General features: G+C 55.6%; 10 protein-coding genes. 3 read left to right on the forward strand and 7 right to left on the reverse strand.

Translation table 11 applies throughout. The features are described from left to right. The first annotated feature begins 455 nt into the window (after nucleotides 1-455). The 3 genes from HB631_RS08620 to HB631_RS08630 all read left to right on the forward strand — a co-directional run bounded on the left by HB631_RS08620 (nucleotide 456) and on the right by HB631_RS08630 (nucleotide 7488). Complete coding sequence (locus HB631_RS08620; RefSeq protein WP_213990737.1) at nucleotides 456-4793, forward strand: Ig-like domain-containing protein; 4338 nt, start codon at nucleotides 456-458, stop codon at nucleotides 4791-4793. A 161-nt stretch (nucleotides 4794-4954) separates the two neighbouring features. Next, nucleotides 4955-6079, forward strand: coding sequence for an Ig-like domain-containing protein (locus HB631_RS08625; protein ID WP_213990738.1), 1125 nt, complete (start codon nucleotides 4955-4957; stop codon nucleotides 6077-6079). A gap of 308 nt (nucleotides 6080-6387) precedes the next feature. After that, nucleotides 6388-7488 (forward strand): hypothetical protein, encoded by a 1101-nt coding sequence (locus HB631_RS08630; RefSeq protein ID WP_213990739.1) that lies wholly within the window; start codon nucleotides 6388-6390, stop codon nucleotides 7486-7488. A gap of 62 nt (nucleotides 7489-7550) precedes the next feature. On the opposite strand, the gene HB631_RS08635 is transcribed toward HB631_RS08630, so the two are convergent. The 7 genes from HB631_RS08635 to dgcN all read right to left on the reverse strand — a co-directional run bounded on the left by HB631_RS08635 (nucleotide 7551) and on the right by dgcN (nucleotide 15115). Beyond that, nucleotides 7551-8264 carry an ABC transporter ATP-binding protein gene (locus tag HB631_RS08635; RefSeq protein ID WP_213990740.1) on the reverse strand — a complete coding sequence of 238 codons (714 nt, stop codon included), beginning with the start codon at nucleotides 8262-8264 and terminating at the stop codon, nucleotides 7551-7553. 73 nt (nucleotides 8265-8337) lie between these two features. Then, a complete protein-coding gene (locus tag HB631_RS08640) occupies nucleotides 8338-9213 on the reverse strand; it encodes an ATP-binding cassette domain-containing protein (protein ID WP_213990741.1) in 876 nt (291 codons plus the stop codon). Further along, nucleotides 9210-10496 (reverse strand): high-affinity branched-chain amino acid ABC transporter permease LivM, encoded by a 1287-nt coding sequence (livM, locus tag HB631_RS08645; RefSeq protein WP_213990742.1) that lies wholly within the window; start codon nucleotides 10494-10496, stop codon nucleotides 9210-9212. The genes HB631_RS08640 and livM overlap by 4 nt, the downstream gene beginning before the upstream one ends. Nucleotides 10497-10507: 11 nt before the next feature. Continuing rightward, entirely contained in the window at nucleotides 10508-11422 is a 915-nt protein-coding gene (locus HB631_RS08650; RefSeq protein WP_213990743.1) for a branched-chain amino acid ABC transporter permease LivH, read from the reverse strand. A 164-nt stretch (nucleotides 11423-11586) separates the two neighbouring features. Continuing rightward, nucleotides 11587-12705 (reverse strand): branched-chain amino acid ABC transporter substrate-binding protein, encoded by a 1119-nt coding sequence (locus tag HB631_RS08655; RefSeq protein ID WP_213990744.1) that lies wholly within the window; start codon nucleotides 12703-12705, stop codon nucleotides 11587-11589. 524 nt (nucleotides 12706-13229) lie between these two features. Then, nucleotides 13230-14105: a D-amino-acid transaminase gene (locus HB631_RS08660; protein ID WP_213990745.1), complete on the reverse strand. Its 876-nt coding sequence runs from the start codon at nucleotides 14103-14105 to the stop codon at nucleotides 13230-13232. A 17-nt stretch (nucleotides 14106-14122) separates the two neighbouring features. Further along, a complete protein-coding gene (gene dgcN, locus HB631_RS08665; protein WP_213990746.1) occupies nucleotides 14123-15115 on the reverse strand; it encodes an N-acetyltransferase DgcN in 993 nt (330 codons plus the stop codon). Nucleotides 15116-15357 lie beyond the last annotated feature (242 nt).

Here is a 15357-nt window from a genome sequence, read left to right on the forward strand (position 1 = left end):
CTTGACGGTGAGTAGGGATTATCAGATCCCTTTTGTTTACCCTCACCATACCTACGCTCCCCCCTGGGTATTTTCTTCACATCAAAGTCACACTGTCGAAGCCCAACTGCTCTATATCCCTTTCTCGTTGCCACACGAGGGATGGATTTTGATTTATGTGACTGAGGTTAATTACTTTTCGATTTAGACTAGGTATAAAATTTTGTGGAATTGTCAAATGGAATATGGCAATCTCGGTATTATAAAGCACCCACGGGCTATCGTATTTTGAAATAAGATTAGGGCTATTTATGTAACCAGGGGCATCTTATACCGACAATATATTTATTTATTAGATGATACTCATACATTAACCATAAGCGTTAATGAAAAAATGATTTTATAAAAAATATTCAGTGAATACTGAAGGTAACGTATTAACGCGTCCAAACGAAATAGACGGCAGGATAACAACAATGGTTAATTCTCTTAATAATTATTTGCACATATTGCTCTTCCATGCCGCGCAAAATCTCAAAAGAACCGTTAATTCGGTGGGTCGCTTCTCAGCCGATAAATTAAGATTATTTAATCTGATGGTATGGATCACTATTCTTTTCCAACTGTTGTTTCCTCTCAGTATCGCATTTTCACCTGCCATTGCCGCCGCGATAAAGCAACAAACCATTACTGCGAGCGAGCCCTATGTTATCGGTCCAGGAGAAAGCGTGCTCTCGGTAGCGAATAAATATCATCTTACCCTGGATGCGCTCAAAAAAATTAATCAGTTCAGGGCGTTTTCCAGGCCATTCGAACAATTAACCGTCGGGGATGAAATCGACGTTCCGTTGAATGTCGCTGATTTTTCAGGCGTGAATGCGGTGTCTAAAAACCAGGACGCCCTGCCGGACGATATAGACAAAATGTCTATTTTTAGTACCCGGTCTTCCGTGAGCAACGGCAAATCCGCCTTCGACAATAACCTCGTCGGCGCGCCTGCCCCGGCCGATCAAAACGGCGATGCCGCCTCCTCCATGCTCCGCTCCACCGCCACCGGAGAAATCGGCCAGAAAGCCCAGCAATGGCTCAGCCAATTCGGCACTGCCCGGGTCCAGCTGAATGTCGATGATGACTTTCATCTTGACGGCAGCGCACTGGATTTATTGATTCCGCTGTATGACAAACCCCATGAAATGTTTTTTAGCCAGTGGGGGTATCGGAATAAGGATAGTCGCAATACCATTAATATCGGCGCCGGCGCTCGCACTTGGCAAGGGAGCTGGATGTACGGCATGAACGCCTTTTATGACGAGGATATTACCGCCCGTAACCGGCGGCTCGGCATGGGGCTGGAAGCCTGGCGTGATTACCTTAAGTTTTCCGCCAATGGTTATTTCAGGCTGTCCGACTGGCGCGATTCCAGGGATCTGGAAGATTATAATGAACGTCCGGCCAACGGATATGATATTCGCGCCGAAGCCTATTTACCCTCCTACCCCCAATTGGGGGGCAGGCTGATTTTCGAACAATACCGCGGTGATAATGTGGGGCTGTTCGGCCCGGACAATCTGCAAAAAAACCCCTATGCCGTTACCCTCGGCGTTAATTACACCCCTATAAGCCTGGTCACCCTGGGCGTCGATTATCGCCAGGGCAAAGGCGATATGAACGACACCACCTTCAGCCTGCAAATGAACTATCGGCTCGGGGCATCCTTGCAGTCGCAAATCAGCCCCGACAACGTGGCGGCAACCAGGACCCTTGCCGGCAACCGCTACGATCTGGTTGATCGAAATTATGATATCGTCCTTCAGTACCAGAAACAGCAGGTGATTGAACTCAGGCTGCCGGACCATTTATCCGGCTATGAAGGGGACCCTCTCACGGTCACCGCCGCGGTCACATCCAAATACGCCCTGGATCATATCGTCTGGGATTATTCAGCCATCACCGCCGCCGGCGGCACGGTCACCCAGAGCGGACAAACCGCCCTTATCATCAAGCTGCCGCCTTATCAACACGGAGCCGCCGCCACTAACCTGTATAACCTGAGCGCGGTGGCTTACGACGTCAGAAAGAATGCGTCCAATACCGCCGCCACCCGTATTGAGGTCATGCCCGTCGCGGCGCAAATTACCGCCGCCAACCTGAATGTCACCAAAAATAATGCTGTTGCCAACGGCAGCGACAACAACGAGGTAAGAGCCAAAGTCACCGATGCCGGCGGCAATCCGGTGGCCGGTCAAACCGTCACCTTCACCGCCACCAACGGCGCCACGGTCACCACGGTTACCGGCACCACCGGCGCGGACGGCTTCGCCACCGCCACTCTCACCAATTTGCGCGCCGGCACCAGCGTGGTCACCGCCACTCTCAATGGCGTCAGTCGCTCGGTGAATACCAACTTTAACGCCGACCCGACTACCGCGAAAGTCACCCTGTCCGTGGTGCATACCGGCATGGTGGCCGACGGCATCGCCACCAACGAAGTCAGCGCCTTAGTGACCGATGCCAACGGTAACCCGCTTTCCGGGCAAACCGTCGCTTTTACCGCCTCTAACGGTACCGTTACCTCGGTTATCAATCCCACCGGCGCAGACGGCATCGCCACTGCCAACATTACCAGTAAAACCGCCGGCCCCAGCACGGTGACTGCCACACTGACCAACGGCGGCAACCAGGCGAAGGAGGTCACCTTTATCGCTGACGTCGCCACCGCGCGTATCACTCTGAGCGTAGTAAACAGCGGCGCGACGGCAGACGGCATCCAGCGCAATGAGGTCAGAGCCGAAGTCACCGATGTCAACGGCAATAAGCTGGCCGGACAGACCGTCAACTTCACCGTCGCCGCCCCCGCCGTCCTTTTTTCGGCGACCAATCCCACCGACGCGGACGGCAACGCCACCGCCACGATTATCAGTAAAACCGCCGGCACGTTCGCGGTTACCGCTAAACTGATCAACGGCACCAGCCAAAGTCAGGACGTCATCTTTATCCCCGACACCGTCACCGCGGGAATCGAACTGACAGTGGTGCGCACCGGCGAGGTTGCCAACGGCATCGCCACCAACGAAGTCAGCGCGCATGTCACCGATGCCAGCGGCAATGATTTGGTCGGGCAATCCGTCACCTTTACCGCCACGGACGTTGATGCCAGCCCGATAACACTAATCACCGGTGATGGCGGCCTTGTTACCGCCACCTTCACCAGCCATAAGGCCGGCACCAGCACGGTTGTCGCCACCTTGACCAACGGCAACAACGCCAGTGAAAATATCGCCTTTATCGCCGACGCGTCCACCGCCCGCATTGTCTTGACGGTGGTGCGCACCGGCGAGGTGGCCAACGGCACGGATACCAACGAGGTCAGCGCCCATGTCGCCGATGCCAACGGCAATATTTTGGCCGGGCAAACCGTCACCTTTGCCGCCAACAACGTCATCACCAGCCCGGTCATTCTTACCACCAGTCTCACCGGCACCGTTAATGCCGCTTTCGCCAGCCACGTTGCAGGCACCAGCACGGTAACCGCCACCCTGGTCAACGGCGCCAATCAGGCGGTGGCTATCGCCTTTATTGCCGACGCGTCCACCGCCCGCATTGCCCTGACCGTGTTGCGCACCAACCAAGTGGCCAACGGCATCGCCACAAACGAGGTCAGCGCCCACGTCACCGATGCCAACGGTAATGACCTGGTGGGACAAACCGTCACCTTTAACGCCACCGATGTCCTGGTCAGTCCGGTTGTCGTGCCAACCGACGCGGACGGTTCCGCCACCGCCACTTTCGCCAGCCATACCGCGGGCACCAGCACGGTAACCGCCACCCTGCCAAGTGGCGGCCCTCAACAGGTGCCGATCAACTTTATCGCCGACGTCACCACCGCGCGGGTTGTCCTGAGCGTGGTGCGCACCGGCGCGGTGGCCGACGGCATTGCCACCAATGAGGTAAGCGCCCTGGTGGAAGATGCCAACGGCAATATCCTGGCCGGGCAAACCGTTACATTTACCGCCTCAAACGGCGCTACTCCGACCGCGGTTATCAACCCCACCGGCCCGGACGGCATCGCCACCGCCACCCTCACCAGCATGACGGAAGGCAACAGCGTGGTGACGGCTCAATTGACCGGCGGAACGTCAGGAACGGCAACGGTAAACTTCACCCGCAATATCTTTATCGTCAGCATCACCGTTGTGGAGAACGACGGTTTAGCCAACGGTCTGGAGCCCAATACCGCTGATATATTGGTGCACAATGCCGCCGGCGCTCCGTTGCCGAATACTCAGATAACCGTGAGCGGCAGCGCCACCACGGGAACCTTCAGGTTTGTCACCCCGGTCACGGGTCCTACCGATTCGAACGGCATTCTGCGGGTGCAATACACCAACAGCTATGTCAGCGCCACCTCCTTAACCGCCCACGCCACCAATGGCACTGAGCTTACCGCATCCGGCGGGAATTTCAGGCTGCCCACCATGACCATGGTGTCGATAGTCGCCACTGCGCCGGCGGACAATATAACGCCGGCCAGCGTATTGATAAGGTTGGTCTCCCCCCGCGGCGCACCGGTGGTCGGGACTCATTTGGCGATGCAAGCAATGAAGTATGTGGGCGGGAACCCCTTGCCGACACAGGCTACCATGGTTGATTCCAACGCGACAACCGATGACGCCGGTGAGACTATGGGCTACGTTGTCAGCCCCGTACCAGACGTTTCTATATATGTTATCGTGACGATGAGTGACTTTAATAACGGCGGCCAAGGCACAGCATTACGACCTTTTTATGCGGGTTCCAACCTCACTTTTAATTAGCATCGGCAAATCCTAATAATTATGGGGAACCACGAGTTTGGTTCCCCGTTTTTTTTAGCACCCCCCGCGATAAAAATGAACATTGAAGATTATGCCATTACATTACAAAATTACTCGGCAGTAATATAAATGAATTATCAAAATTCACCGAGGATATATTTATGCCTAATACCATTACAGTCATAGCCACACCGAGTTTTTATCCTTATACAACGCCGGCTACGGTAATTGCGCAAGCAACGGTGGCTGATGAAAACGGCGCGCCGGTTGTCGGATTGCCAGTCACCTTTACCTTTACCTCTGATACAGCAGGGCTTACCCTTCCGGCTACAGAAACGGTCCCTACCAATGCAGACGGGGTGGCCATAGCTTCGGAGTTTAATATCGGCCCCCGCCCTGAGGCCTATGTGGTTGGCGTTAGGGCCACTATCGCCGGCGGTATTGTAGATAACGTATACATCGCGGCATATACCCCTGGCGTTCCCCAGGTGTTTGTCACCAATGCTTTTGATGATATCATCGATCAGTACGCCATCAATGCCGGCATACAAAGCACGGTGCCTGCCGCCATAGCCTTGGCGCCTGGACAGAACTACACGTTTTATTGGGGAGAACGACGGCTACAAAGGACCACTGAATACAATGACGTGGGACAGGTCGTCGGCGTGCCGTGGATAATCAATGTTAAAACCAATTTCCAACTGGCCAGCGTATTGTCCAACGGCGTATATTCAGTATTTTACAGCGTTCGGGATCAGTCGGGTAACGAAGCGGTGTCAACACCGAGACTTATTACAGTGGAAGGTAGCGCGACCAGTCCGGCCACCCTGTTGGCGCCTGAATTGTTACCCGCCACCCTGAATAATGTCATCAATTTGAATGCGGCATTCGGCAACCCAAGCATTTTCATCCCCGCCCAGGCTGCTCTCGTCGCCGGCAGTGCTTATACCATCAATTTGATCGCCACGCCGAGAGCCCCCGGCGCTCCAGGCCCCATTACCAGGATAATCGCTACCGGCACCGTGCCGGCTAACGCCGCTACCGCCGGGATTGACGTTCCCATGACCTATGCCAGCGGCATTTTGCTGGGTATTGACGACTCTACCGGGGACTTCTACTATACCATTACGCCCACCAGCGGCCCGTCAGGAACTTCCCGCCATTTGCTGGTGGAGATTGATACCGTACCGCCCATAGCCGCAACCGAGGATTTTGATGATGATGATGATTTTGATGATGATGATCATCATCACCCGGGCGGGCATGGTAATCACCATCCACGCTAGGAAGGAGATGTTGAGCATTCTTGCTTAAGCAGGGACGATGGACATCGATTAGATAGGTAATTGATAAATTATTTTTATAAGCGTCAATTTTCATTAAACAAAAACTATCATGCATTTGATGGGACGATAGCCTTTTGCTATCGTCCTTTTTTACAGCTTATTTTTTGAATTTTTTCACTTAAGTCATTGCCTGTATCAATTCACGCAATGACCGCGTTAAAAATAAACATTGTAAATTTAAATAAACGTCTCAAAATAATGAACCTATCAAACTAATCTTTCCGCAAATATTTTTTAAGGAATGAATTATGGCTTATATCATCACGTTAACAGCCACGCCAGAATATTATCCCGTATCCGCGCATTCAGCCGCTACGGTGACGGTGACCGCAACGGTGGTCAACGAACACGGCAATCCGGCCGATCATGTGGACGTCGCCTTCAGCTCACCACAGTTCCGCTTTGAACCGCCGACCCCGGTGGCTACCAATCACGGGGGTAAGGCCGTCAAGCATTTTAATTATCCCCTCGGCGGGGTGATAACCATTACCGCCGCCCTTCATCACGGTCCGTCGGCCACAGTCTCGGTCTTCGCCTATTCTCCCGAGTTGAAGCAGGTCAGGATTACCAATGCGCCGCATAATCATATCAATCAGCACTCCATAAACGCAGGCATCCAGGCGGAAGTCCCCGCGCCGATACGAATCGTCACCGGGGAATTGTTTGAATTCCATTGGGGGGACGCTACCAGACAACGCTTTATTCAAAGTGAAATTGACGGGTTGCCCTACGGTGTGCCCTGGGTGCTGAACCTTAAAACTCAGTTTGCCCCCGAAACGGTACTAAAAGACGGCTGTTATCGAGTCTATTACGCCGTATTTGACCAAGTGGGTAATGTTTCCATCTGCAAACCGAAGGAAATTACCGTTACCGGCAGCAATTATTCCAAATTACTGGCGCCAGTCCTGCTGCCCGCCTCGTTGCACAATAAAATCGATCGCGAGGCCGCCCGTCACGGCGTTACCATCCGGATACCGGCGCAGCCGGAAATCAAAGCGGGCAATAGCTACCGAATCAATTTAAACATCACCCCCGGCGCCGACAGCCAAGAGCCCGCCGAAACCCGTCATATCCATTCCGGCACGGTGGTCGCAACCAACGCCGATATCAATTTTAATATTACCTACAGCAGCGGTTTGCTGGAGGGCCTCGATAACGTTACGGGAGAATTCGTTTACGATATCGCCCCGGCGGGCGGAGGCCGTATTAGCTATTCATTGCCGCTGGTCACCCGTATTGATACGGTAGGTCCCAGATTATCAACAGACGAATTGACTGAAGAATCCGCTAGGGATTTGACTGAAGAATTTACTGACGCTGAGGCTCAAGAACCTGCTCAAGATGAGTGATTCATTTTTCGCTATTGGCAATAATCGGCGGGCATTATCCCACTCCCGCCGATAAGCAAAAATCATATTCCCCCCAAATACGCTTGCCTTACCTCTTGATTGTCCAGCAGTTCCGCGCCGGTACCCTGCAAGCGAATGCGGCCGTTAACCATCACATAGCCCCGATCCGAGAGCTTAAGGGCATGGTGGGCGTTTTGCTCCACCAGAAACAGGGTCATCCCCTCCTTCGCCAGTTCGCGCAAGGTTTGGAAAATCTGTTTCACCACCAGCGGCGCCAGCCCCAGGCTGGGTTCGTCCAACAGTAGCAGCTTGGGCCGGCTCATCAGCGCCCGGGCGATGGCCAGCATTTGCTGCTCCCCGCCGGACAGGGTCATCGCCCGCTGGTGGCGACGTTCTTCCAGATGAGGGAACAGCGTGAACATGCGCTGCAAATCCTGCGTTTCATGGCGATTACCGATGGGAATGGTGCCCATTTGCAGATTTTCCGTCACCGTCATATCCGGAAAAACCCGCCGCCCTTCCGGCGCCTGAGCGATACCGCCGGCGGCGATGGAGTGCGTGGATTTGCGGCTGATATCCTCGCCGCGAAACAGGATTTTACCGCCTGCGATACGAGGCTGGCCGAAGATGGACATCAGCAGGGTGGATTTACCGGCGCCGTTGGCGCCGATAAGCGCCACCGTTTCCCCCTCGTTAACCTCAAGAGAGACCTGCCGCAACGCCTGGATCGGTCCGTAAAATACATCAACGTCTTGAAACTCCAGCATCCGGCTCATATGACGCCCTCCTTGCCGGAGATACCGAGAATGGCGGCGGCGACTTCCTCACGCTTCAACGCCGATATCCGTCTCATAGCGCCGCCTCTTCATCGTCGGTGCCGAGATAGGCGGCGATCACGCTTTCATGGTGCTGGATATAGTGCGGCGCGCCGCGGGCAATCACGTCGCCGTGATCCAGAACGATAATATGATCGGAAATCTCCATCACCATGCCCATATCATGTTCAATCAGCAGTACCGTGATGCCGTGGCTGTCGCGCAGGAAACGGATAATACCGCTTAAGGTGCGGGTTTCCACCGGGTTAAGGCCGGCGGCGGGTTCGTCCAGGCAAACCATTTCCGGATCGGTGCACATGGCGCGGGCGATTTCCAACCGGCGCTGCTGGCCGTAGGACATCTCACCCGCCAGCCGGTTGGCGCAGTCCACCAGATCCACCACCTCCAACCAGTAAAAGGCCCGGTCCAGCGCCCGATTCTCCGCATGACGGTAGCCCGCGGTGTTAAGTATGCCGGCAATCAGGTTGCGGTTGCTTTGCCGATGCTGGGCCACCAGCAGGTTTTCCACCACCGACATCTCACGGAACAACCGTATATTTTGAAAGGTCCGCGCCAGCCCGGCGCGATTCACCAGATGGGTGCCGCCGAACATTTTGTAGAAGACTCGACGGCCCCAACGCGCCGGGTGCAGCCAGTCTTCGCCGCGGAATTTTTGGCCGAGGATTTGAATGATATCGATGCTGCGTTGCCGGGTATTGAGCTCGATACGCCCGCCGGAGGCCCGGTAAAAACCGGTCAGGCAGTTGAATACCGTGGTTTTCCCGGCGCCGTTCGGGCCGATAAGGGCGGTGATGGAACCGCGCTCCACCTCCAGGTTGACATCGTTAAGGGCCTTGATACCGCCGAACTGCATCATCAAATGCTCGACCCTGAGGATGGCGTCGCTCATGGCGCCACCCCCTTGCGCACCGCGAAGCCGGAACGGCTGATGCGGATAAGTCCCCGCGGCCGCCAAATCATCATCGCCACCATTAATATGCCGAACAACAGCACGCGATATTCAGCGAAACTGCGCAGCAGCTCCGGCGCCACCGTCAGCACAAACGCCGCGATTACCACGCCGACGGTGGATCCCATCCCCCCCAGCACCACGATGGCCAGTATCAGCGCCGATTCAAAAAAGGTAAACGAGGTGGGATTGACAAAACCCTGGTAGGTGGCGAAGAACACCCCCGCCACCCCGGCGGTGGACGCCCCGAGGGTAAAGGCCGACAATTTGACCAGCACATGGTTTAGCCCCAGGGAGCGGCAGGCGACCTCATCTTCACGCAGGGCCTCCCAGGCCCTGCCGATGGGCATGCGCCGCAGGCGCTGATTGATATACAGCACCAGCAATACCACCAGGGTCAACACGGTATAGATAAAAACAAATTTGAGATCCGGATTATAGGGGATATGCAAAAACTCATGAATCGGCACGCCCCCTTCCCTGGCCCGGCGGCCGAACTCCAGGCCGAAGAAGGTGGGGGACGGCACTTCCACTCCGTTGGGGCCGCCGGTAAATGCCAGGGCGTTATTCAAGATCAGCCGGATGATTTCGCCAAATCCCAAGGTCACGATGGCCAGGTAATCCCCGTGCATGCGCAATACAGGAAAGCCCAGCAGCGTGCCGGCCAGAGCCGCCAGCAACGCCCCCAGCGGCAGCATGGTCCAGAAGCCCAGCCCCAGGTATTCATGTCCCAGCGCCAGACCGTAGGCGCCGATGGCGTAAAACGCCACATACCCCAGGTCCAGCAGGCCGGCCAGCCCCACCACGATATTCAGCCCCAGGCCCAGCAGCACATAAATCAGACCGAGGATGCCCACCGTCAAGATATACTTGGTGGCGAAAAAGGGGAATATTACCGCCAGCAGCACTATCAGCGGCATAATCCAGCGCAGACGGCTTTTATAGCCCGCCGGCAAGACATACACCCCGCCGCTATCACCGTGGAAACGGGTCAGGAAACGCCGCCCCGGGCCGGTTTGCAAAAACAGGCTCACCAGGGCGCGGCCCGCCATCACCACCAGGATAACCCACATCAGCCGCCGTGGCTGGAAGTCGAAACTGTAACCGTTGAGCACCACCCCCACCATGGGGCCGAAAACGATTAGCGCGAGAAGCCCGGCCAATACGGTATCCACAGCGCATTGCCTGAAATCAATGGCGCCGCGCGTTACGGGTTGCGACATAAAAGCTCCCTTTATACCTTAGCCACCATAGGGCGGCCGAGCAGGCCCTGCGGGCGAAAAATCAGGATGACCACCAATAATGAAAATGAAAACACATCTTTATAGTCGGAATTGACCATGCCTGCGAATTGCGCTTCCGCCACACCCAGAATAAGCCCCCCCAACATGGCGCCCGGCAGCGAGCCGATACCGCCGAGCACCGCGGCGGTAAAGGCTTTGATGCCGATAATAAAGCCGGCATAGAAGTCAAAGGTGCCGTAGTTCATGGTGATAAGCACCCCCGCCAGTCCGGCCATGGCGGCGCCGATAACGAAGACCAGGGAAATCACCCGATCGGTGTTGATACCCAGCATCGAGGCCATTTTACGATCCTGCTGGGTGGCCCGGCACATCCGCCCGAGGCGGGTATGGCCGATAAGGTAAGTCAGCACCAGCATCCCCGCAAGGGAAGCCAACAGGATGAAAACCTTGGTATAGGTGATTTGAACAAAATCGCCGCCAAGGGTGAATTTAAATACCCCGTCCATCATGGTGGGGATGCCCTGCTGGCGCGGCCCCTGGCTAATTTGGGCATAGTTTTGCAGGATCAAGGACATGCCGATGGCGGAAATCAGCGGCGCCAGGCGGGTTGAGTTACGCAGGGGCCGGTAAGCAATACGCTCGATAACCCAGCCGTACACGCCGATGACCACGATGGTAAACACCAGGGTGCCGAGAATCAGCAGGGGAAACGAATGCAGGCCGAAAAAAGACAGCAGGGCCAGCGCGATGGCGCACAGATAAGCGGAGATCATATAAACTTCGCCGTGGGCGAAGTTAATCATGCCGATAATGCCGTACACCATGGTGTAGCCGATGGCGATCAAACCGTAGACCGCCCCCAGCGTTAAGCCATTGAGCATTTGTTGCAGAAAGGTAGCATCCATTATTAAGCAGTCTCGTTTGAACGGGCCGCCCGGCGCGGCATGGGGCCGTAACAGCCTCGGCAATACCCTGTTCCGTCCCGCAGGCCGGCAAAACGGGCATCCAATGGGTCCCGCGCCGGATTGTCCGGCATAGGAACCCTGGAGACCCGACATGCCTCGGTGGATTAAGGTATTTCGTGATATTTACCCTGATCGTCCCACTGGTAAACCACGTAATCGGAGACCTTCAGATCGCCCTTGCTGTCCCAGGTTTTTTGCCCCATGACCGTATTCACCGGATGGGATTTCAGCCAGGCGCTGGCCTTGGCGGAATCGGTGCCGACGGCGTTAAAGGCGGCGGCCAGAGCCTGTACCGAGGCGTAAGAGTAAAGGGTATAACCTTCAGGTTCGAACTTGGCGACGCGGAATTTTTCAATCACCGCTTTGCCGTCCGGGATTTCACGCGGGTCTTTACCGAAGGTCATTAACACACCCTTGGTATATTGCGGACCACCGGCGGCGGTCACCATATCAGCGGTGACGATACAGTCGCCTGAGAAAAAGGTGGCCTTCACGCCCTGTTCACGCATCTGGCGCACCAGCGGACCGGCTTCCGGATGGCAGCCGCCGAAATACACCACATCCGGATCCGCGGCGCGGATCTTGGTCACCAGCGCGTTAAAATCCTTTTCGCCGCGGGATAACCCTTCGTACATCACTTCCTTCACTCCCCGGCGGTTAAGCTGGGCTTTGGTGGCGTCCGCCAGCCCCTGACCATAGGTATCTTTATCATGGATAATGGCGACTTTTTTCGCTTTCAGCTTATCGATGATGTAATTGCCGGCCACCAGTCCCTGCTGATCGTCCCGGCCGCACATGCGGAACATCGCGGTTTGGCCGCGCTCGGTGATCTGCGGATTGGTGGAGCCGGGGGTAATGGCGATAATGCCGGCCTCGTCATACACCGCCGACGCCGGCATGGTGGACGAAGAGCAAAAATGCCCCACCACCCCGGCAACATGGTTTTCATCCACCAAACGATTGGCCACCGCCACCGCCTGTTTCGGCTCACAGGCATCGTCTCCCTGCACCAGGGTAATTTTTTGCCCCTTGATGCCGCCGGCGGCATTGATATCCGCCGCCGCCTGCGAGGCGCCGTGCCAGTATTGATCCCCATAGGTGGCATTAGGCCCGGTGAAGGGCCCGGCGACGCCGATAATCACATCGGCATGGGCGGCGAAAGCTGTGCCCAGGCAGGCGATAAGCAAAGCGGAAAGCGGAGTTCTTAGCAGTTTTAGTGACATTATCTGGTTCCTTTATACTGTTTTTAGCAAAACGCCGGAGGCGCGGACCCGTTATCCTGAAGCAAAAACGTACAACCCATGCACTCGCCGCGATAATGCCGACATCCGGACGAGGCTGGAAACGATAGCCGTCAGCAATCAGCCGTTACAATCAGCCATTACTATCAGCCGTTTCAATTAGCCGTTTCAATTAGCCGTTTCAATTAGCCGTTTCAATTAGCCGTTTCAATTAGCCGTTTCAATTAGCCGTTTCAATTAGCCTTAAAACCAAGCAATATTTCTGCCACTTTGGCGGGCGCCGTGTAGAGCGGACAATACCCACCTCCGATAGCGTAAGGGACAACCCTTTAGGCAAAGGCCTGCCTTAAAACAGTGCGTAGGGATTCAGATAAAGTGATAACGCAGCCCTTTTGCACCGCCGATGCATCCAGATCAGTAAAGAACAGATTGTGTCGGGCCGTACAAAGTTTGGGTGACAAACCCGACAAACATCACAATCAATTTCCCTCGCGAAGGGGCAACATTCAGCGCCTGGCGCTTCCGCCGGTGGCTTCCAGCGCCATTTCCACATAGATATTGCGCAATGCACGAGTGACCGGACCGGGATTACCGCTGCCGATGGGCTTGCCGTCGATCTGCACGACCGGCCAGATAAATGAGGTGGCGGAACTGATAAACGCCTCGCCGGCACGGTAAACCTCTTCGACGCTGAAGGGCCGTTCTTCAAACGGGATGCCGTGACGCGCCGCCAGTTCCAGCAGCGACCGCCGGGTAATGCCGTGCAAAATATCCGTGCTGAGCTGCCGGGTCACCAAGGTGCCCTGCTCGGTGACGATCCAGGCATTGGAAGAGCTGCCTTCGGTTATCATGCCGTCTTCCACCAGAAAGGCGTCGTCCGCGCCCTGGCTATGGGCATACTCTTTCGCCAGGCAAGGGGCCAGTAACCCGACGGTTTTAATATCGCGGCGGCGCCAGCGGATATCCTCCACCGTCACCACCCGGATGCCGGTTTGGGCCTTGACGTTGTCGATGACCGGCCGGGCCTGGGTGAATAACGTCAGCGTCGGCTCCACCGTCGCCGGCGGAAAATCAAATTCCCGATCGCCGGTCGTTCCGCGGCTCAACTGCAGATAAATCGCCCCTTCCCGCAGTTGGTTAACGGCGATAAGTTTATGCTGAATGATTTCCAGGGCGGCGGCCGTCACCGGCAGCCGCAGTTTCAGCTCTCGGCAGGAGCGCTCAAGGCGTGCGATATGGCCGGCATTTTCCAGTAATCTGCCGTTCAATACCGCCATGACTTCATACACTGCATCGGCAAACAAAAAGCCGCGGTCGAAAATCGATATTTTTGCCTCGGACTCCGGCACATACTCGCCGTTGATATAGACGGTTCTGGTCATTGTATTTTCCCGCCGCATTAAAGATGGTCGATGATACTGTCAACGCCCTGGCGGAACGGATCCACCGCCGGCAGGCCGAATTGACGCTCAAGGTCCGCCATATAACCAAGCGCGTCCGGTTCGGACAGAAACGCGCTATTAATGGAGATGCCGACAAAACGCGCTTGGGGATTGGTTAACTGCGCCATCTTCAGGTTGAGCGCCATGCAATCCGCCAGATCCGGCAGCGGATAATCCACCCCCCGCATGGCGGTACGCGTGGGCTCGTGGCATAACACCAGGGCATCGGGCTGGGCGCCGTGAATCAGACCGGTGGTGACCCCGGCAAAGGAGGGATGAAACAAAGAACCCTGTCCTTCGATCACATCCCAATGATCCGGTTCATTGTCCGGCGCCAGCACTTCCACCGCGCCGGCGATAAAATCCGCCACAACCGCGTCAATACTGATGCCCGCGCCGCTCACCAAAATACCGGTCTGGCCGGTGGCGCGAAAGGTCGCCTTTTGACCTCGCGCCAGCAACGCCTTCTCAATGGCCAGAGCGGTATACATTTTTCCGCAGGAGCAATCGGTACCCACCGGCAGCAGACGTTTGCCGCTGCGTTTGCGCCCATTGCCCACCGGCAGGACCGCGCTGGTGTGGCGCACGTCGAACAGGCTGCGGCCCAGACGTTGGGCTGTTTCTTTTAATACCGGGACATCGGACAGGCGGTTATGCAATCCCGCCGCCAAATCCATGCCGCTTTCCAACGCCTGTTGCAAAAGCGCCACCCAACTTTCGCTAATAACCCCGCCGCGATTAGCCACCCCCACCACCAGCGTCTTGGCCCCTTTGGCCACAGCGGCGTTTATATCCAGATCCGGCAGTTCGCAATCCACCTGGCAGCCCGCCATTCTCAGTTGACCGACACAATATTCCGGATGCCAGTGGCGTATGCCGGTGGCAACTTTTGCCGCCAGACGGTCATGGGCATCGGCCAGAAATAACAGGTAAGGTTTTTGAATTTCCATTATAAACGCCTCGATAATAGGAGCAATGTAGGGACCGGCCTCACCGGGTGCGGGGGTCTGTTACTCTGCTGACAGACAGTGCCGGAGTGTTAGCGGAGTAACAATATTAAGCACAGGACATGCCAATGAGAAAATTTCAGTCTATTATATTAAAAATCAAAAGGTTAAATATTAAAATGCTGCTAAATCATCCTCAGATCCCGGCACGGGGCATTTTTTTGCACCAACTTCAGGCATTAACA

The organism is Sodalis sp. dw_96 (assembly GCF_018449575.1).
In the GTDB taxonomy this organism is placed as follows: domain Bacteria; phylum Pseudomonadota; class Gammaproteobacteria; order Enterobacterales; family Enterobacteriaceae; genus Acerihabitans.

Bases quoted from the DNA above. Each gene is read 5' to 3' on its own strand.
- HB631_RS08640 (WP_213990741.1), bottom strand. From the start codon at position 9,213: ATGAGCGACGCCATCCTCAGGGTCGAGCATTTGATGATGCAGTTCGGC.
- livM (WP_213990742.1), bottom strand. From the start codon at position 10,496: ATGTCGCAACCCGTAACGCGCGGCGCCATTGATTTCAGGCAATGCGCT.
- HB631_RS08650 (WP_213990743.1), bottom strand. From the start codon at position 11,422: ATGGATGCTACCTTTCTGCAACAAATGCTCAATGGCTTAACGCTGGGG.
- HB631_RS08660 (WP_213990745.1), bottom strand. From the start codon at position 14,105: ATGACCAGAACCGTCTATATCAACGGCGAGTATGTGCCGGAGTCCGAG.
- dgcN (WP_213990746.1), bottom strand. From the start codon at position 15,115: ATGGAAATTCAAAAACCTTACCTGTTATTTCTGGCCGATGCCCATGAC.
- HB631_RS08655 (WP_213990744.1), bottom strand. From the start codon at position 12,705: ATGTCACTAAAACTGCTAAGAACTCCGCTTTCCGCTTTGCTTATCGCC.
- HB631_RS08620 (WP_213990737.1), top strand. From the start codon at position 456: ATGGTTAATTCTCTTAATAATTATTTGCACATATTGCTCTTCCATGCC.
- HB631_RS08630 (WP_213990739.1), top strand. From the start codon at position 6,388: ATGGCTTATATCATCACGTTAACAGCCACGCCAGAATATTATCCCGTA.
- HB631_RS08635 (WP_213990740.1), bottom strand. From the start codon at position 8,264: ATGAGCCGGATGCTGGAGTTTCAAGACGTTGATGTATTTTACGGACCG.
- HB631_RS08625 (WP_213990738.1), top strand. From the start codon at position 4,955: ATGCCTAATACCATTACAGTCATAGCCACACCGAGTTTTTATCCTTAT.